General features: G+C 60.6%; 14 protein-coding genes, 1 other RNA gene and 1 pseudogene. 4 read left to right on the top strand and 12 right to left on the bottom strand.

Features of this window, described 5'->3' with window-relative positions; all coding sequences use genetic code 11:
* Positions 1 to 42: 42 nt before the first annotated feature.
* The 5 genes from radC to ACTORR_RS10355 form a co-directional block, all read right to left on the bottom strand.
* A complete protein-coding gene (gene radC / locus ACTORR_RS10375) occupies positions 43 to 540 on the bottom strand; it encodes a RadC family protein (protein WP_160468535.1) in 498 nt (165 codons plus the stop codon).
* Positions 512 to 1,462, bottom strand: coding sequence for a recombination directionality factor (locus ACTORR_RS10370; RefSeq protein WP_160468534.1), 951 nt, complete (start codon positions 1,460 to 1,462; stop codon positions 512 to 514). Before ACTORR_RS10370 ends, radC begins: the two co-directional genes overlap by 29 nt.
* 87 nt (positions 1,463 to 1,549) lie before the next feature.
* Positions 1,550 to 2,554: a YqaJ viral recombinase family nuclease gene (locus ACTORR_RS10365; RefSeq protein ID WP_160468533.1), complete on the bottom strand. Its 1,005-nt coding sequence runs from the start codon at positions 2,552 to 2,554 to the stop codon at positions 1,550 to 1,552.
* A gap of 78 nt (positions 2,555 to 2,632) precedes the next feature.
* Positions 2,633 to 3,601 (bottom strand): DUF932 domain-containing protein, encoded by a 969-nt coding sequence (locus ACTORR_RS10360; protein ID WP_160468532.1) that lies wholly within the window; start codon positions 3,599 to 3,601, stop codon positions 2,633 to 2,635.
* Between the two features lie 98 nt (positions 3,602 to 3,699).
* Positions 3,700 to 4,029, bottom strand: coding sequence for a hypothetical protein (locus tag ACTORR_RS10355; RefSeq protein ID WP_160468531.1), 330 nt, complete (start codon positions 4,027 to 4,029; stop codon positions 3,700 to 3,702).
* 215 nt (positions 4,030 to 4,244) lie between these two features.
* On the opposite strand from ACTORR_RS10355, the gene ACTORR_RS10350 reads away from it, so the two are divergent.
* The 3 genes from ACTORR_RS10350 (at position 4,245) to ACTORR_RS10340 (ending at position 8,218) form a co-directional block, all read left to right on the top strand.
* A complete protein-coding gene (locus ACTORR_RS10350) occupies positions 4,245 to 4,625 on the top strand; it encodes a hypothetical protein (RefSeq protein WP_441343627.1) in 381 nt (126 codons plus the stop codon).
* The gene (locus ACTORR_RS10345; RefSeq protein WP_014003920.1) at positions 4,597 to 5,577 is read left to right on the top strand and encodes an IS5-like element ISPa41 family transposase; all 981 of its coding nucleotides are present in this window, start codon (positions 4,597 to 4,599) and stop codon (positions 5,575 to 5,577) included. The genes ACTORR_RS10350 and ACTORR_RS10345 overlap by 29 nt, the downstream gene beginning before the upstream one ends.
* A gap of 70 nt (positions 5,578 to 5,647) precedes the next feature.
* Positions 5,648 to 8,218: a tetratricopeptide repeat protein gene (locus ACTORR_RS10340; protein ID WP_441343626.1), complete on the top strand. Its 2,571-nt coding sequence runs from the start codon at positions 5,648 to 5,650 to the stop codon at positions 8,216 to 8,218.
* 90 nt (positions 8,219 to 8,308) lie between these two features.
* Here the strand turns inward: ACTORR_RS10340 and ACTORR_RS10335 are convergent, their stop codons facing one another.
* The 6 genes and pseudogenes from ACTORR_RS10335 to ACTORR_RS10310 form a co-directional block, all read right to left on the bottom strand.
* On the bottom strand, positions 8,309 to 9,565 hold the full coding sequence (locus ACTORR_RS10335) for an integrase domain-containing protein (RefSeq protein WP_160468560.1): 1,257 nt from the start codon (positions 9,563 to 9,565) through the stop codon (positions 8,309 to 8,311).
* Between the two features lie 184 nt (positions 9,566 to 9,749).
* Positions 9,750 to 10,141, bottom strand: a transfer-messenger RNA (tmRNA) gene (gene ssrA / locus ACTORR_RS10330).
* A gap of 102 nt (positions 10,142 to 10,243) precedes the next feature.
* On the bottom strand, positions 10,244 to 10,540 hold the full coding sequence (locus ACTORR_RS10325; protein ID WP_286934161.1) for a hypothetical protein: 297 nt from the start codon (positions 10,538 to 10,540) through the stop codon (positions 10,244 to 10,246).
* 302 nt (positions 10,541 to 10,842) lie between these two features.
* A pseudogene (locus ACTORR_RS10320) lies at positions 10,843 to 13,652 on the bottom strand (FAD-binding and (Fe-S)-binding domain-containing protein).
* A 75-nt stretch (positions 13,653 to 13,727) separates the two neighbouring features.
* On the bottom strand, positions 13,728 to 14,873 hold the full coding sequence (gene lldD, locus ACTORR_RS10315; protein WP_286934157.1) for an FMN-dependent L-lactate dehydrogenase LldD: 1,146 nt from the start codon (positions 14,871 to 14,873) through the stop codon (positions 13,728 to 13,730).
* A 63-nt stretch (positions 14,874 to 14,936) separates the two neighbouring features.
* Positions 14,937 to 16,607, bottom strand: coding sequence for a lactate permease LctP family transporter (locus ACTORR_RS10310; RefSeq protein WP_054885656.1), 1,671 nt, complete (start codon positions 16,605 to 16,607; stop codon positions 14,937 to 14,939).
* 256 nt (positions 16,608 to 16,863) lie between these two features.
* On the opposite strand from ACTORR_RS10310, the gene ACTORR_RS10305 reads away from it, so the two are divergent.
* The gene (locus tag ACTORR_RS10305) at positions 16,864 to 17,631 is read left to right on the top strand and encodes an FCD domain-containing protein (RefSeq protein WP_176509708.1); all 768 of its coding nucleotides are present in this window, start codon (positions 16,864 to 16,866) and stop codon (positions 17,629 to 17,631) included.
* Between the two features lie 215 nt (positions 17,632 to 17,846).
* On the opposite strand, the gene smpB is transcribed toward ACTORR_RS10305, so the two are convergent.
* Entirely contained in the window at positions 17,847 to 18,329 is a 483-nt protein-coding gene (gene smpB, locus ACTORR_RS10300; RefSeq protein WP_003249914.1) for an SsrA-binding protein SmpB, read from the bottom strand.
* Positions 18,330 to 18,339: the final 10 nt, after the last annotated feature.

Raw genomic sequence — 18,339 nt, 5'->3', positions numbered from 1 at the left:
GGGGTTCATGGATCGCACTCGTAGTAGCTTCATCGTGTCTCCTTACAGACAGCCCTGCTCAGCCAGTGATGTACAACCTTCATGCCCTACCACGATGTGGTCGAGCGTTCTGACCCCGACCAGGCTCAGTGCGTCCTTCAGCTTGCTGGTCAAGATACGGTCGGCCTGGCTGGGCTCGGGATCACCTGAGGGGTGGTTGTGCACCAGGATCATTGCGGCGGCGTTGTGCTCCAGTGCGATCTTCACGATCTCCCTGGGGTAGACACTGGCTGCGTCCAGGGTGCCGCGAAACACTTCCTCAAACGCAATCACTCGGTGTTGGCTATCGAGCATGAGCAGGGCGAACACCTCATGCTCGTATCCGGCCAACAATGCCTGCAGGTGGCTGAACACTTCCTTTGGTGAGGTCAGTGCTCGCCCCCGGCGCAGCCGCAGATTCGCCAACTGCCGTGCCATCAGCATGATGTCGTTTTCCGTAACCGGTGACTCGACCAGATAGGTGCCGGTCGTGTCACTGGCTTTCAGCTTGTGCAGGCGCATGACGGCCTCCTTGGTCTTGATCAGTTGGCGAGTTTTGACGCGCAGCTTGTGCCTCAAGCTTTTCAGCCAGGCTGGGTTTGGTGGGATTGGGTGGAGAGGTCGTTGCTGCAGCCGGTGCTTCACCCTCGGTGTAGAACTCTTCCACGATGGCGCTGGCATCCTCCTCGCTGTCTTCGAAGGCTCCGTTGCAAAAGCCACGTCGTGCTGCCTCATCCAACGCTGCCTGATTGAAGCCGGCTGCCTGACGCCGTGAATCGAGTTCATTGGCGGTCACCAGTGCTTCAGCCATGTCCATGCCGCCGCGTACCGTCAGATCGGCGTAGAAGATCGGCGTGCCATGGCTCTGGCGTGTCGACTTGCCACGTAGACGCAGTTCCAGTGGCAGGCAGGCCAGGCGGTTGCCCGAAATGGCCTGGAAGTAGTGCAAGCGAGCCGCCAAGGTGCGGATGCTGTTGAAGCCGGTGGTGCGGAAGACGAAGCTGCCTAGTGGATCCTCATCGCCAATGACCACGTTCAGTCGGCCGTAGGGCTTGCAGGAACCGCCTTTTGCCAGGGGACAAGCATCAGGTGACGGACAAGGCAACGACTGCATGCCGTCCTGAGTGACCCGCTTGCAGGTTTCACCATTGCCCACGCAGATTGGGCGTCCGGACTGTCGGTCGAACAGCGTGTAGTCAGCTCGGAAATTCAGCTCCGGTTCGTTGAACAGAAGCCGTACCGGAATGCTGCGCAGCTTGTCGTCCTTGCCCTGGCGCAGCTCGTCATTGAGCGGGTGCAGCAGCCAGCCGTCCTTACCCTGCACCTGGGAGGTGATGGTGAACTGGTCATCCTTCTCCGGCAGTCGCTTGCCGTTCTTCTCGATGACCTTGCCGATGGAAATCCGCCCGAGCACCGGCGGGGTGATAGCCAGACCTTTGAGCATGGTGATTCTCCTGGAAATGAAAAAAGGCCAGCCACGCAGCGCTAACTGCATGGGCTGACCAAGGGGGGAGATGGAGTTAGTTGGGTTTCAGCCCACCAGGAAGCGCCGTGCACCCGGTTTCAGCAGCGGGTACTTGGCCTGCAGGTAGGGCTTGTCCTTGAGCAGTTGAGCGACATCGAGTCCGATGCTGTCCTTGGCTTTGCGCCAACTGACGTAGCCATTGGCAAACTCCGCCCGACTGGCATCGCCCATGGCTTGCTGCAGCATCTGTTTGAGCTCGGCCTCACGCTTTTCCTGGTCGGCAATCGACTGGCGAACGGCCTTCAGTTCAATGAAGGCTGCGGCCAGTCCGGCATGTCCGCTGAAGTCGACGACCTGGCCGTTATCCTCCGGGTAGAGGCAGCGCAGCGCCAACTCAGCGGAAGCGGTGCCATCAGCTGGTGGTGGCGTGTCGGTTTCCACGTAGTGCCAGAACTGGCGCTCCAGCTCGATCAGACGGGCGATCATCTGCTCATCCCGCTCGATGCGGTGGATCTCCAGCGTCTGACCACCCAGCAGCACCGCCACATCCGCCGCCTTCTTGCCGGTGACGGCGAGCTGGTGCATCACCTGCAGCTGCACATACTCGGGAACGCCCTCTTTCCAGAGGCGTGCCCCGTTTATGCCGGCTGTTTTGCATTCGAGGATCTGCACATCGTCGGCCCCGATCACCTCTCGGTCGATGTTGGCCAGCATCCACGACAGCTCCGGGTCCGGATGCTGCAGTACGGCGTTGATGCGCCGTACCTTGTTCTTCGTGCGCTTGCTGTAATGCCAGGCCACGATCGGCTCTAGCACGTTGCCCCAATACATCGGGCTTTCCTCATCCTGAGGATCAGCCTTGGGGAGGCCGACATCGCGGCCGGTCTTCTCCATCCACAGCTCCAGCTGCGATTTGTACGGATTGAGTCCTACCGCAGCAGCGGCATCCGAACTGCCGATGCCCTGCTTGCGGATCTGCAGCCAGTCCTCGCGTGGCAGCGCCTTGGTGCTGACCAGGCGCAGAGCCGGACGGGTTTTGCTGGTGCTGCGATTCAATGAAGTGGCTTTCATAGCGTTCACCTTGCAGAAATAGAAACGCCCGACCTGCAGCGAAGCGGGTCGGGCGTTATGGGCGGAGTGGATAAAAGGTCAGGCGACCAATTGCAGGGCTGTATCCAAGGCGCGTTGCTTGATCTGGGCACCCTGGCCGAACCAGGCTGAGTCGAGGCGATACTCCGTGCTGCGTGCCCGTCGCTCGTGATCGACGTACTCGGTCACGGCATTGAGCAAGCCCCAGGCTGTACCGCGTGCCGAGTCCAGTTGGCTGCCACGGCCACGACCTTCGTACAGCTCCTGCACTTTGCGCAGAGCGCGCTCGTTAGGCAGTTGCTCCGGTAGTGCGCCGGTTGGGCTGGTGTCGCACATCACGTTCATAAAGAAACCCAGCGCCTCATGCCACTGCACCTTGCGTTCAGCCAGGTGGCGCATGCGGTACATGAAGTCGTCCCATTGCGAGACGGCGATGCCGAGCTGCTTCTTCACCAGATCGCCATCGAAGCGGGTGCTGTGCGGCACTTTGATCGCACGGCTGGTGCCGTCCAGGGCGATGGTCAGCGTGTTGTTGCAGACCACACGGATAGTCGTGGGTGTTGCGGTAGTGGCCAGAGTGCCGTCACAGGAAGTGGCCAACAGCAGGTAGCCATTCACCTGGTCGTTGCCCTTGAGCGCAGCGTTCTGCCCGGTACGTGCCAGCGCCCAGAACTTGCGGCCGCCCTTGAGCACGCCAGCGGTTTCCAGCTCGTAGCCGGAGACCTCGGTCAGATCGCGGTAGAACTCCAGCACCTCACGAGGCTGGACGGTGTGGTAGCGCTGCGAGACCACCGACAGCGGTGCCTTGGTGTCCGAGCGATAGAGCACCTTCTGTTCAGGGAACGAATGAATCGCGCCCAGGTGGCCTATGGCGTCCGACTTGAAGTGCACTGGGCTTTCCAGGATCTGCCAATCCATGCCGGCTTCGCGTTGCCAGACCTCGATGGGCTGTTTCTGCGGCAGGTTGTTGCCCAAGCCGTGCCACGGAGTAGCGCCAACGTAGGCCATTTGTTCGATTTGATGAGCCATGACGAATTTCCTTTGGGTGCAGGCCGGCATAAAAGCGCCGCGCATGGCGCAGCACCGGCAATCAGAGATGGGTAAGGAAGAAGAGAGCTGTGGCCGGATCAGGCCGGCAGGTTGAAGCGATGACCGCAGAGCAGGCAGAGGTTGTGAGCCAGGACGTGACGGTCGAGCGACTCGCCGAGCTGCGCACCAAGTGCACAGCCACCCACCCCGCCGGCCAGGCCGCCGAGGATGGCGCCAGACACGGAGCCGAGGGTGATACCGACTGGGCCGGCGATTACGCCGAGCGCTGCGCCGGCCTTGCCGCCTGCCAGAGCAGCGCTGACGCCGCGTGCGAGGCCACCGACCGTGCCGATAGCAGCGCCGGCTTTCATGGCGTGATGGAAAGAAGCGACTTTGGGGGAGTGGCAGCGAGGGCACTGCAATGACATGGTGAGATCCTCCTTGGGGGCTATGTCATGGCAGTTATGTGTGGTTGAGATTCTTTTGAATCGAAATGGTGGGTTTGGTCGATGAGTAACATTTTCTATCGACCGATCAGATCAACTTGGCGCCGCACAGTATTTCAGCCCAAGGCCGTGATGGCTTTCAGTGCGGTAAGATCATGGCTCGCGCGGAGCGCCAACTCGAGTTCTAGGGGGAGTGAATGTCAGAGTTCATCAAAAAACGGGTCATTCGGGATTTGATCGATGAGCTCGCTGATATCGATCCCATCTCACTTGAGATTATCGGCCACAAAGTCATCGAAACCCTTGAGTCCAAGAAGCTGGTACACCATGGCATCAACAAGGACTATAAGCCGGTGGGTTACACGGTCGATACGTTTTCCCAGGACTTTATGGTCGTTGGCGAGTACAGCACCGAGGAGAAGTACTTCGAGGACTCCTCTGGCGGGAAGGGGGAGAATCGATTCGACAAGATTGCTAAGGACATTAAGGAATCTCCGAACAAGCCTTCAGTTATGCGAGAATCCCCGCAACACCTGATCCGAGCCGCCCATGAGCCAGATGAGCTTTTCCGACTTTGAGTACGCCGGCAAGCGCAAGCAAACCCGCCGAGAGCGCTTCCTCGCCGAAATGGATCAGGTGGTGCCCTGGGCAGGCCTGCTGGAGCTGATCGAACCGTTCTACCCCAAGGCCGGCGGCGGTAGAAAACCCTATCCTCTGGAAACCATGCTGCGCATCCATCTGTTGCAGAACTGGTTCTCCCTGAGCGACCCGGCCATGGAAGAAGCGCTCTACGAAATCACGCCCATGCGCCAGTTCGCACGCCTGACGCTGAGCGCGCCAATCCCCGAAGACACCACGATCATGAACTTCCGGCACTTGCTGGAGAAGCATCAGCTCGCACCGGCAATCCTTGCGGTCATCAATGGTTATCTGCAGGAAAAAGGCCTGTCGCTGCGCCAAGGCACCATCGTCGATGCCACCATTATTCATGCCCCCAGCTCGACCAAAAATAAAGAAGGCAAGCGTGATCCCGAGATGCACCAGACCAAGAAAGGCGGTCAGTATTTCTTCGGGATGAAGGCGCACATCGGTGCCGATGTCGAGTCCGGCCTGGTGCATCACGTCCATGGCACCGCTGCCAATGTGGCCGATGTCACGCAGGTGGCTGAACTGCTGCATGGCGAAGAAAACGCCGTGTATGCAGATGCCGGTTACACCGGTGTCGAAAGGCGCGAAGAGCATGAAAATCGGGGGGTGATCTGGCAGATTGCAGCGCGTCGCAGCACCTATTCCAAGCTGAACCAGCGCAGCGTACTGTACAAAGCCAAGCGCAAGATCGAGTTCTGCAAGGCTCAGACACGGGCCAAGGTCGAGCATCCGTTTCGCGTGATCAAGCGGCAGTTTGGTTACGTGAAAGTACGTTTTCGTGGGCTGATGAAAAACACGGCTCAGTTGACCACGCTGTTCGCCCTGGCAAACCTGTGGAGGGTTCGAAAACAGCTCATGGGTATGGGTGAGGTTCGCGTTTAACACGGAGAACCGGTCGAAAAAGCTCTCCGTACATGATTTTTCGGTCACTTTTCGTCCAATGACGCTGTAGGTGCCTGGAAAATTGCAACTTGCCGCGGCTGCACGACAAGTTGATCGGAGCATCCTTAAGCATGCCTTGGTGAAGAGCGGAGACACGCCACCAGCGAGGATCTATTTGGTTTCGCGCGATGAAGAGCCGCCATCATTCAGGGGGAAATTCAACAAAACTGACCTCGCTAGAGAGCACGGAAATCGAGTGCATTTCCTAGATGCACGCGAGCTGGCGAAAATCATTTTTCAGTCGTCACAGGACAGTTCGCAAGCCGCTGACTTCTATCGCGATTACCTACCCGATTTTGCTCAGAACCTAGACAATTACGAGTACTACGGACGGATTCCGCCGGCCTGTGTGAACCATCAGTCCGAACCGCTGTTTCTAGACGCTATCCGGTATCACTTTGGTAGAGGCGCTGAGATTTGCGTACTACATGGACTTAGCGGATCCGGCAAGACGCAGGCAGCTATCGAATACGCACGCGCTACGCTCCCCGAGTTCGGAAACTACCTTTGGATCTCTGGCGAGGATTGGAAGGATGGGGTACCGCTCACTGCGATCAAGCGGTCGCGTGGTGGTGTTGCGATCAACGTGGCCGGGGTATTCAACTCCACAAAAACACTCCTAGTTGTAGATGACCTGTCGCGACCTCTAACGGTCGAGGCCTTCGCCGAGCTGGCGCCAGGGTTCGCGCTTGGTGGGCGGGTGCTAGTTACTTCCCAGCTGGGCGAACTAAACAGCGCTATTCACCTAGAGGTGCCGCGCCTGTCACTCGCAACCGCCTACCGGATCTTGGGGGAGGACGAGGCCAAGGCAAGTGACATTATTCGGCAATTCGTCGAAGCCTGCCGGTTCTGCCCGCTGATCCTCGCCGTAACGCGAGAGCTAGCCAAGCTGGACGACATCGATAAGGACGATCTTTTTCGTGAAGTGCTCATGGTTCCAAATGTTGCGCATGGGAGTGATGGCTCCCCCATCATGGCGCGGATCCTTGGTCGACTGAGCGATCTAAATCGGCAGGCTCTGGTCAAAATCGCCAACAGCGGATGCACTACCTACGACTCTCGTTTTCTGACGACCTACATCGGGGCCAATGCTCGTGCTTCGTTGCAGCGGCTGGCGATACTCAATCGCACTGCCACATCATCAACGTTGTCGGTGCATGACTTAATTTGCAGCGCCGTGCGCACGAATGCGCAAGTTGGATATGAGCTAGCTGATGCGGTCGAGCGGTATGTCGAGCGTCATGGGGGCGAGATGGTGCCCAGCGTTCTCAGGCAGATCCATTTGTCCGCAGATCAGTTGCTTGCCGCACACAAGGCACGTGGTAATCGTCGCCCCGACTGGCTGACGTATTCGCTGCTCCAGATGGATCGCGGCGCTAGGGAGGGACTGATCGAGCAGGTGCATGAAGAGCCGCTTCGTGCAGACATGCCGATAGCCGAATTGCTATGTATCGTCGACAGTAAAGAGGCGCATTCCTACTCTCTGTCCAAAAGCGAGCGCTCTGCTTACTACCTAGCTTGCGCAGACGAGTATGGGAGGATTGCAGAGGAGACCGAGGATCCCGATATTCGGGCCGAGATGTTGCATCATCGTGGTAAGTCCCTTCGTCGTTGTGGCCAGCTCGAAGTCGCCCAGGAGTGTTTTCAGCTTCTGCTGACAGAGAGGCCTGGTTGGCATGCGACCTATGGGCAGATTGCGCATATGGGAACCCAGTCGGACGCTACTGACGAGGTAAAGTCGGAAGGCGAAAAGGCGATGCGCTATCTTCTTGATGACATCCAAAAAGACCTTTACGCCGTGCCGCTTCGTGTGTCTTTGGCGGCTCTGAGTCGTCTTCGCTCCTATCCTGACGTAAGCGGCGAGATCGTCTCAGATCCGGCAACTGTCAAGCAGCTGGCTGAGGTTGTTGCACTGTCTGCGTTGGAGGGCTTCGATCAATTCTACGAGGCGTTCCTTGCCCTTACGTCCCTGTTTGGTTACCGCCATGGGAAGGTATGTCTGGTGGTGGCTGAAGTCTTCCCTGACATGCTGGCCATTTTTCCCAACGCTGTGGAGGAGCGCCAATGGGTCAATGCGTGTGAGGCATTAACCAATGTCGCTACCGTCGCATTGGAACAAGGAAAATACGACCTTGCGGGCAAGTTGAATAGTACCGCGAGCGCATTTGCCCAAGAGCTTGGTCGTACGTCGGGCAACAAGTCATATGTCGCCCGTGTGGTCGCCAAAACGTTCTTGTCGGCCGGGAATGCCAAGGAGGCGTTGGCAGCGGTAAGCCGAATCCCCGAGCAGTCCAAAGACCATTGGCTGCTTTATCAGCAAGCAAAGGCGGAATTGGCGCTAAAGCACCATGATGACGCACTGGCGACTGCGGAGCGGGCTCTTGACTTGTCGTCGAGGGATTCCAAGGCCCAGAGTCGGCTGTCCATCTATCACGATCAGGTGAGTCGGTGCCTAGAGGCTATGGGCAGGATGCCAGAAGCGATCACGAGCGCAACCACAGCTCTTAGTTTGGTGCGTGATGAAAAGTACGGTGAGCGTCTGAGAGCACGACTCGAAGAGTTGATGCGACAACAGGGCTGAACCTGACGCACTTGCCATCGTTGTGAATCCTCTCTGAGGTATCACTTAGCTTCAAGGGGGCGAAAGCTTTTGGCTGCCAGTAACACTCGCTCAGCGTATCGAAACGACCTTTCTGTCCCGGTTTTCCTTGATAGCTGATATCGAAAGGTTGCCGGTAGCTGCTTCCTGAATGTGCTCGCTCCACCAAGCCATCATCGGGCGTCTGCGCTCGATGTAGTCCGCCCGGTTGTAAGCGCTGCGAACCTCGTCCTTGTCGACGTGGGCAAGCGCTACTTCGATCAACTCAGGATCCCAGCCTTGTTCGTTGAGGATGGTGCTGGCCATTGAGCGCATGCCATGGCTTACCAGGCGCCCTTCAAAACCCATGCGCTTCAGCGCCATGTTGGCGGTCTGGCTGTTGCAATGGGTGCGAGGGTTCCGGTCTGCGGGGAAAACGTATTCACGGTGGCCGCTGTAGGGCTTGATTGCTTCCAGTAACGCGAGAGCCTGCTCTGTTAGCGGAATGATGTGCGTGCGGCGTTTCTTCATCCGCTCAGCTGGGATCGTCCAGATTTTCTTTTCGAAGTCGATGTCTGCCCAGCGAGTGGTTGCTGCCTCCGCTGGCCGTGTCATGGTGTGGAGTTGCCATTCGATAAGGCAGCGGGTCGTCCTTTTGATACTGGCATTGGCGATCGCCACCATGAGCTCCTTCAGCTCATCGGGGGGCAGTGCAGCCATGTTTTTCTTTTTTGGTTTCTTGAAGACAGAGCGGATGCCGCTGAGCGGGTTGGCATGGATCAGTCCCGAGTTGACCCCGTAGGTCATGATCTCGTTGAGCCGTTGCGTCAGCCGTTTAACGGTCTCAAGGCTGCCCTTGGTTTCGAGTGGCCGAAGCAGGTTGATGACCTGTGGTGCATTGATGGCTGAGATCGGGGTTGTGCCTAAGTCCGGAAAAACGTGCAGCGTCAGTGAGCGCCAGATGTCCTCGGCGTAGGCCTGTGTCACGGAGTCTTTTTTCAGCTCATACCAGGCGATAGCTACGTTCTGAAACGTGTGTTCGGTTGCGGCCCTCTTGGCTTGCTTAAGATTGTCCCGCTCTTCTTTGGGGTCGATGCCGGTGGCAAGAAGCTCCCTTGCTTCAACGGTCATTTTCCTTGCTTGGGCAAGTGACAATTCAGGGTATGCACCAAGCCCCATGTTGATGCGCTTCTTGGTTACTGGATGGTAATAGTTGAAATTCCATAGCCTAGAGCCATTGCTTCTCACTCGCATTTGCAATCCATCACCATCGACCAAGATGTAATCCTTTTCCTTGGGCTTGGCAGCTTTGAGCTTGAGTTCAGAAAGGCGAGAGGCTTGAGCGCACATTGGTATTCCATGAGAGGTTTTGGTATTCCAAAAATTACCACCTGAATGCTTGGAATACCATTTGGAATACCGGGTTTCGCGGATTCAGTCGGACGCTATCGGATCGTGATAACGCTGAAAGCCCCGTATTTACTGGATTTCAGGCACAAAAAAAGACGTCCGTGGACGTCTTTAGATGTTGTAATGGTGGAGCCGGGGGGATTTGAACCCCCGTCCGCCAGTACTCCGCTGTCGGTACTACATGCTTAGCCGTGTCTACTGATTTAATCCGCAGCCGCCCGACGGGCAGGGTGCTTTGGATGAGTTGGGTAAGTTTTAGTCGCTTTGCCCCCAACGTGCTACACGACGATCCTGTTCTGTATGACAATCATTTCGGGTTTACAGGCATCCCCTGATGATTGCTGGAGCCGAAGCTACCAGGAGAGCGGGCTCAGCTGCTTACGCAGCGAGAGCGTAGCCCTCGTAGTTTTCGTCATTGGCAACTATAGAAAGTTGCAACAGTGGATTTACGAGTTCTGTTACCAACTCGGCATGCACCTAGAGTTTCGCTACCGGCGTCGAATCCTGATCGGCCCCACACTAGCTCTTGGCTAACGCACCTTACGGCACGTAAGGCGGAGTATACGTCATTGCGCGGGCGACGTCGACAGCCGGTCCTGTCGCCCACGCTGCGACGGCTCAAGCACCGCCGCTACCGCCGGCCGAACCGCTGCCTTTCTCGGTTTTTTCCAGGCGCTCAAGCACTTTGCTGGTGATGGCGATGCAGCCTTTGGTGTCACCGGAAGCCTGGGCGGCCTTGGCTTTGTCGACCTGCTCGGTCACGGCTTTGTCCAGGCCATCGGAGGTAGCACCGGCGGTGGCCATGCTGTCGTCGATCTTCTGCAGGTTGGCGGTGCACAGGTCCTCGGCGGCGAAGGCCGGGGATGCCAGGAGGGTAGCGGCCGCGAAGAGGGCCGAAAGCGCGGTACCTTTCATGGGTGTCTCCTTTTATGGCCGCGGGAGGTGGGCCTGTAAGGGTGGACTGTCGGGATTTGGCGGGGGTTCAATCGGGGTGATGGCTTGGCGGCAGGGTGGTTTGTGGCGGGATGTTGCAGTCGACCGGGCAATGCGGTTCGGTGTGGGAGCGGCCTTGTGTCGCGAAAGGGCCGCGGAGCGGCCCCGGCGATTAAAGCGGCGAAGCTGAAATCGTGGGGCTGCTACGCAGCCCTTTCGCGACACAAGGCCGCTCCCACAGGGAATTGCGGCGGTTTTGAGGTCTGTGCAAGCGCTTGGATATCTCAGATTGCGCGTGGGCGGGTGACGCGGTCTACCAGGTAGACCAGGCCGTGATAGTCGATGCCGCTGTGGCTGGACAGGCCGATTTCGCAGGTGCGGCTGGTGGAGATGCCTTCGCTGCAATACTGCACCGCATCTTTCAGGCTGCGCAGCGAGTGGGCATTTAGTTCGGGGGTAGTGAAGCCTTTGTCGCCGGCGAAGCCGCAGCAGTGGATGCCTTCCGGGATTACCACCTGCTTGCTGCATCGGCGTGCCAGGTCGATCAGCGCCTGGCTTTCGCCCAGGTGCTGGGTGCTGCAGGTCACGTGCACGGCTACTGGCTCGTCCTGGGGGGTGAACTCCAGTTTGTCGACCAGGTGGGTGCGGATGAAGCGCACCGGGTCATACAGGTCCAGCCGGGTTTCGCCCAGGTCCTGCACCAGGCGCAGGGTGCACGGGCTGGTGTCGCAGTAGATCGGGTCGAGGCCGCCGCGGCTGGCGTGGAGCAGGGCGTTGAGCAGTTCCTGGCGCTTGTGTTCGGCTTGCTCGGGGTAGCCCTTGGAGGCGAACGGCTGGCCGCAGCAGAGGCTGTCGGCGTTGTCCGGGAACACCACTTGGTACCCGGCCTTTTCCAGCAGGGCGCGGGTCTTTTCGAGCAGCGAGCTTTGCTCGCGGTCGGCATAGGCGGGGCCCATCACGCGTGAAACACAGGCGGCAAGGTAGACCACGCGGGGCCGGGCGTCGTTGCTCGCCGGGCCGAAGTCCAGTGTGCGCAGCGGTTGGGGCAGGGCCGGGGTCCACTGTGGCAGGCGGCCTTTGCTGGCCTTGCTCAGGGCTGCACTGAGGCGCCCGAGGCGTGGTGCGCCGAGCAGCTTGCGGGCGCTGTTGGCGGCGGTGAGGGTGAAGCGGGCGCCGCCCAGCGCTGTGTGGAAATGTTCGGCCAACCAGTCTGCGGTCTTGGCATGGTCGGCGGCCTGGCTGCGCAGTTTCTTTATCAGCTCGCCGGTGTTGATGCCGACCGGGCAGCGCTGGGCGCACAGGCCGGTGGCGGCGCAGGTGTCGATGCCTTGGTACTGGTAGCTTTGCAGCAGCTCGCGGGTGTCGATGCCGGCGCGTTTCTTCGCCTGGATGTCGCGCCACATGACGATGCGCTGGCGCGGACTGAGGGTCAGGCCCTTGGAGGGGCAGACCGGTTCGCAGAAGCCGCACTCGATGCACTTGTCGACGATCTCGTCAGCGGCGGGCAGCGGTTTGAGATTTTTGAGGTGTATGTCCGGATCTTCGCTCAGCACCACATCGGGGTTGAGGATGCCGTTGGGGTCGAGCAGGCGCTTGAGTTTCCACATCAGCTGGTAGGCATCAGCGCCCCATTCCAGCGCCACGAACGGCGCCATGTTGCGTCCGGTGCCGTGCTCGGCCTTGAGCGAGCCGCCGAACTCGACGGCCACCAGCTGCGCCACGTCGTCCATGAAGGCCTGGTAACGTGCGACTTCCTCGGCGCTGTTGAAGCCCTGGGTGAAGACGAAGTGCAGGTTACCCTCCAGCGCGTGGCCGAAGATGATCGCCTCGTCATACTGGTGCTTGTCGAACAGCTGGATCAGCCGGTTGACGCCTTCGGCCAGTTGCTCGACGGGGAAGGTGACGTCCTCGATGATCACCGTGGTGCCGGTCTGGCGCACGGCACCGACGGCGGGGAAGGTGTCTTTGCGGATTTTCCACAGCTGGTTGTACACGGCCGGGTCTTCGCTGAAGTCGACCTTTTGCTCCAGCGGGTAGTCGGCGATCGAGGCCATCACCCGCTGCAGTTGTTCGTGCAGCAGGCTCTGGCTGGCGGCGCGGGACTCGATCAGCAGGGCGCAGGCGTTGGCTGACAGGGCTTTGACCCACAGCGGCATGCCCGGCATGTTCTGCACCGAACGCAGGCTGCGGCGGTCGAGCAGTTCGACGGCGGACACCGGCTGGCGCTTGAGCACGGTGACGGCGCGGCAGCAGCTTTCCACGCTGGGGAACACCAGCAGGGCGCTGGCCTTGTGCGGATGGTCGGGCACGGTGTTGTAGGTAACGGCGCTGATGAAGCCCAGGGTGCCTTCGGAACCGACCAGCAGGTGCTGCAGGATATCCAGCGGTTGGTCGTAGTCCACCAGTGCGTTGAGTGACAGGCCGGTAGTATTCTTCAGCCGGTATTTGTGCCGGATGCGGTCGGCCAGTTCGGTATTGGCGCGGGTTTCGCGGCCCAGGCGCGCCAGCGCTTCGAGCAGTTCGGCGTGGCTGCTTTCGAAGGCGGCGACACTGGCGGGGTCTTCGCTGTCCAGGCGGGTGCCATCAGCCAGCACCAGGCGCAGGCCGGCGAGGGTGTGGTAGGTGTTCTGCGCGGTACCGCAGCACATGCCGCTGGCGTTGTTGGCGACAATGCCGCCGATCTTGCAGGCGTTGATCGAAGCCGGGTCGGGGCCGATCTTGCGCCCGTAGGGGGCCAGCCAGGCGTTGGCCTGGGCGCCGATGACGCCGGTTGCAGGCGGATCTGCTCGCCCTGGCCGCGGATCTCCTTGCCTCCCCAGTTGTCGCCCAGCACGATCAGTACCGAGTCGCTGATGGCCTGGCCGGACAAGCTGGTGCCCGCCGCGCGGAAGGTCACCGGCACGCGATCACGCTGAGCCAGTTGAATCAGCCCGACCACTTCGTCCTCGGACTCGACGCGCACCACCAGCTTGGGGATCAGCCGATAGAAGCTGGCGTCGGTGCCGAAGGCCAGGGTAGAGGTCGGGTCGTCGAACCGGCGTTCGGCCGGGATAAGGCGCTCGGCATCGCGCAGGAACGCAGCGGGCAGGCTCATGCAATCTCCTCGCGGGGCCGCAGCGTCTGCTGCGCAGCGTGCCCCGGTCATTCAGGCGGTACGGTTTGCAGGCGCTCAGGCGCCCAGTTCGCGGACCAGCGAGTCGCGGGTGATCTCGCTGATCGACTTGGCGCCAGTCAGCACCATGGCCACGCGCATTTCCTTCTCGAACAGTTCGAGCAGGTTCTTCACCCCGGCCTGGCCGTGCACGGCCAGGGCCCACAGGAAGGCGCGGCCAATCAGCACGGTGTCGGCGCCAAGGGCGATCATGCGCACCACATCGAGGCCGCTGCGGATGCCGGAGTCGGCGAGGATCTTCAGGTCGCCTTTGACTGCATCGGCAATTGCCGGCAGGGCGCGGGCGCTCGACAGCACGCCGTCGAGCTGGCGGCCGCCGTGGTTGGAGACAACGATGCCGTCGGCGCCGAACTTGACCGCGTCACGGGCGTCATCGGCGTCGAGGATGCCCTTGATGATCATCGGGCCATCCCAGAATTCGCGGATCCACTCCAGGTCCTTCCACGAGATCGACGGATCGAAGTTGTTGCCGAGCCAGCCGATGTAGTCGGCCAGGCCCGTGGGGTTGCCACGGTACTTGGAGATGTTGCCCAGGTCGTGCGGGCGGCCCATCACGCCAACGTCCCACGCCCATTCGGGGTGGGTCATGGCCTGCAGCACGCGGCGCATCGGGCCGTTCGCACCGCTCATGCCGGAGTGGGCATCGCGGTAGCGGGCACCGGGCACGGGCATGTCGACGGTGAACACCAGGGTCTTCACGCCAGCGGCCTTGGCCCGTTCCAGGGCGTTGCGCATGAAGCCGCGGTCTTTGAGCACATACAGCTGGAACCACATCGGCCGGTCAATGGCGGGCGCCACTTCTTCGATCGGGCACACCGACACCGTCGACATGGTAAACGGAATGCCGTGGGCCGCTGCTGCACGCGCCGCCTGCACTTCACCACGGCGGGCGTACATGCCGGTGAGGCCGACCGGGGCCAAGGCCACGGGCATGCTCAGGGTCTCGTCGAACAGCTTGGTTTCCAGGCTCAGCTCGGACATGTTCTTCAGCACGCGCTGGCGCAGGGCGATGCTGGCCAGGTCCGAGACGTTGTGGCGCAGGGTGTGCTCGGCGTAGGCCCCGCCGTCGGCATAGTGGAAGAGGAAAGGAGGCAGCTTGCGTTGGGCCGCGGCGCGATAGTCGGTGGAGGCGGAAATGATCATGGATTCTCGCAGCGTGGGTTGAAGGAGATGCCGGGCGCGCAACGGCGCCCGGCCCCTTTCACTTTAGTGATGAACCAGCATGCCGGTCAGCCAGTAGGCCTGGATCAGGGTGATCAGGCCGACGATGGTGGCAAAGAACAGGCTGTGCTTGACGGTGAAGCGGAACAGGTCGGATTCCTTGCCGACCAGCCCGGTGGCAGCGCAGGCCACGGCGATCGACTGTGGCGAGATCATCTTGCCGGTCACGCCGCCGCTGGTATTGGCCGCCACCAGCAGGGTGTCGTTGACCCCGATCTGGTGGGCGGTGGTGGCCTGCAGCGAGCTGAACAGGGCGTTGGACGAGGTGTCGGAACCGGTCAGGAACACGCCCAGCCAGCCGAGGAACGGCGAGAAGAACGGGAACGCAGCACCGGTGCCGGCCAGGACCAGGGCCATGGTCGAGGACATGCCCGAATAGTTGGTGACGAAGGCGAAGGCCAGCACCATGCCGATCGACAGGATCGGCCAGCGCAGTTCCCAGAGGGTCTCTTTGAAAGTGGTCAGACCAGTTTTGAAGTTGATCTTCAACACCCACATGGACACCAGTGCGGAGAGGAAGATCGCGGTGCCGGTGGCGGAAATCGGATCGAGCTTGAACACCGCTGGCATGGCGGTTGGCGCGGTGACGATTGGCGCAGTCTTGATCACCAGCTGGTCAAGGTGCGGGATGGCGAAGTTGAACACGAAGTTGTACATCGCGCCGCCGGGGGCGAAGGCCGCTTTGAATGGCTTCAGGGTCCAGAGGGTGACCAGCACGGTGAGAATCAGGAACGGCGACCAGGCCTTGAAGATCTCGCCGAAGCTGTACGGGGTCGGCTGGCTACCGCTTGGCTGCACCACGGCGGCGCCGACGCTGCCTTTGGCTTCGGCGAACGAGCGCTTGGGCTGCCAGACTTTCAGGAACAGGGTCAGGCAAATCAGGCTGGCCAGGGCCGAGGTGATGTCCGGCAGCTCCGGGCCAATGAAGTTCGAGGTGAAGTACTGGGTCACGGCGAAGCTCAGGCCGGCGACCAGGGCGGCAGGCCAGGTTTCCTTCACGCCGCGCAGGCCGTCCATCATGAATACCAGCCAGAACGGTACGAACAGCGACAGCAGTGGCAGCTGGCGCCCCGTCATGGCGCCGATGTGGAAGGCATCGATACCGGTGACCTGGCCGGCCACGATGATCGGGATGCCCAGGGCACCGAAGGCTACCGGTGCGGTGTTGGCAATCAGGCACAGGCCGGCGGCGTACAGCGGATTGAAGCCCAGGCCCACCAGCAATGCGGCGGTAATGGCTACCGGTGCGCCGAAGCCGGCCGCGCCTTCGAGGAAGGCACCGAAGCAGAAGCCGATCAGCAGCACTTGCAGGCGCTGGTCATCGGTAATCGACAGCACCGAGCTGCGGATCACTTCGAACTGGCCGCTCTTGACCGTGAGTTTGTACAGGAACACCGCGGCAACGATGATCCAGGCAATCGGCCAGAGGCCGTAGAGGAAGCCATACCCTGCGGCAGCGAGGGCCATGTCGACAGGCATCTGGAAGGCAAAGATCGCCACCAGGAGCGACAGGGCCAGGGTGATGCTGCCGGCCACGTGGCCTTTGAGGCGGAACACGGCCAGGGCCAGGAAGAAGAACACGATGGGGATGACCGCCGCCAGTGCGGACAGGCCGAGACTACCAAGCGGGGTATAGAGTTGTTGCCAGGTTTGCATATGGGGTGGCCCCTAATTGTTGTTGGTCAGGCACTGGCATTGGATAATTGGTAAGACCAATTTACAATGACTGGTCGCTAGGTTAAAAGCGCTGTCGTGGGTGTGTCAATTTGTCCTGTGCAAAACTTTGGTCGCGGGTCGATGAACGGGCAGCTGCTCACTGGCGAAAACCGTCGCCTGATGCGTGCTGGCGCAGCGCGGATCGGCGAGAATAGGCGCTCGGCGATAATTGGCCGGGGTTTGTGGAGAGCATGTGATGGTTTTTGATCAGGTCCGCCAACGGCGCCTGTCCGACGACATCGTCGATCGGCTGGAAGGGATGATTCTGGAAGGCACGCTGACCTCTGGGCAGCGGCTGCCAGCCGAGCGCGTCCTGGCCGAGCAGTTCGGTGTGTCGCGCCCGTCACTGCGTGAGGCGATCCAGAAGCTGGTGGCCAAGGGTCTGCTGGTGAGCCGCCAGGGTGGCGGCAATTACGTAGCCGAATCGCTCGGCTCGACCTTCAGCGACCCACTGCTGCAGTTGCTCGAGCATAGCGCCGAAGCGCAGCGCGACCTGCTTGAGTTTCGCCATACGCTGGAGGCGTCATGCGCTTACTACGCAGCCCTGCGTGCCACCGAACCTGATCGTGCGCGGTTGAAAGCGGCGTTCGATGCTCTGCAGGACTGCTATGCGCGGGCTGACGAGGTGACGCGGGCGGAGGAGGGCGCGGCTGATGCGCGCTTCCACCTTGCGATTGCCGAGGCCAGCCATAACGCGGTGTTGCTGCATACGATCCGTGGCTTGTTCGACCTGCTCAAGCGCAATGTGGTGACCAACATTGGTGGCATGTACCAGCAGCGCACGGAAACACGCGACATGCTGATCAGTCAGCACCGCGAGTTGTACCTGGCGATTGTCGAAGGCCGGGCGGAGGAGGCGCGGGAGGTGTCGAGCCGGCACATCCTGTATGTGCAGGAGGTGCTGGAAGAGGCGCAGGACGAGGCCCAGCGGGTAGCGCGGGCAGAGCGGCGCAACGGGCGTTGAGATCGGTGCTGGATTCTTCGCGGGTAAACCCGCTCCCACAGGTACAGCGCAGGTTTCAAACCCTGTGCAACCCCTGTGAGAGCCCAGGTACTGCACAGGTTTCAAGCCCTGTGCAGCACCTGTGAGAGCCCAGATACTGCGCAGGTTTCAGGCCCTTTGCAGTCCCTGTGGGAGCGGGTTTACCCGCGAAGAGGCCGGAACAGGCTAAAGGAGATTTACTCTTCCTTGCCCTTGTTCCGCACCGCACGCTGCAGCTCGCGGTTGGAGTCGCGTTCGCGCATGGTGTCGCGCTTGTCGAACTCCTTCTTGCCCTTGCCAAGCGCGATCTCGCACTTGATCAGGTGCTTGCTCCAGTACAGCGCCAAGGCCACACAGGTGTAGCCTTTTTGTGCCACGGCGGCTTCCACGCGCTCGAGCTCGCGCTTGTTCAGCAGCAGCTTGCGGGTGCGCGTGGGGTCGGCGATGACGTGGGTGCTGGCGGTGGTCAGCGGGGTGATGTGGCTGCCGAACAGCCAGGCTTCGCCATCCTTGAGCAGCACGTAGCTGTCGGTCAGGTGCGCCTTGCCGGCCCGCAGGCTCTTTACTTCCCAGCCGGACAGGACCAGCCCGGCCTCGAACTTGTGTTCGATGAAGTAATCGTGTCGCGCCTTTTTGTTCTGCGCGATGGTCCCGGTCGGATGTTTCTTTTGTTTAGCCATAGGGGCGGCA

Source organism: Pseudomonas sp. SAR267, assembly GCF_052077595.1.
GTDB lineage: Bacteria > Pseudomonadota > Gammaproteobacteria > Pseudomonadales > Pseudomonadaceae > Aquipseudomonas > Aquipseudomonas vlassakiae.
This window is presented reverse-complemented; position numbering and strand designations above follow the sequence as displayed.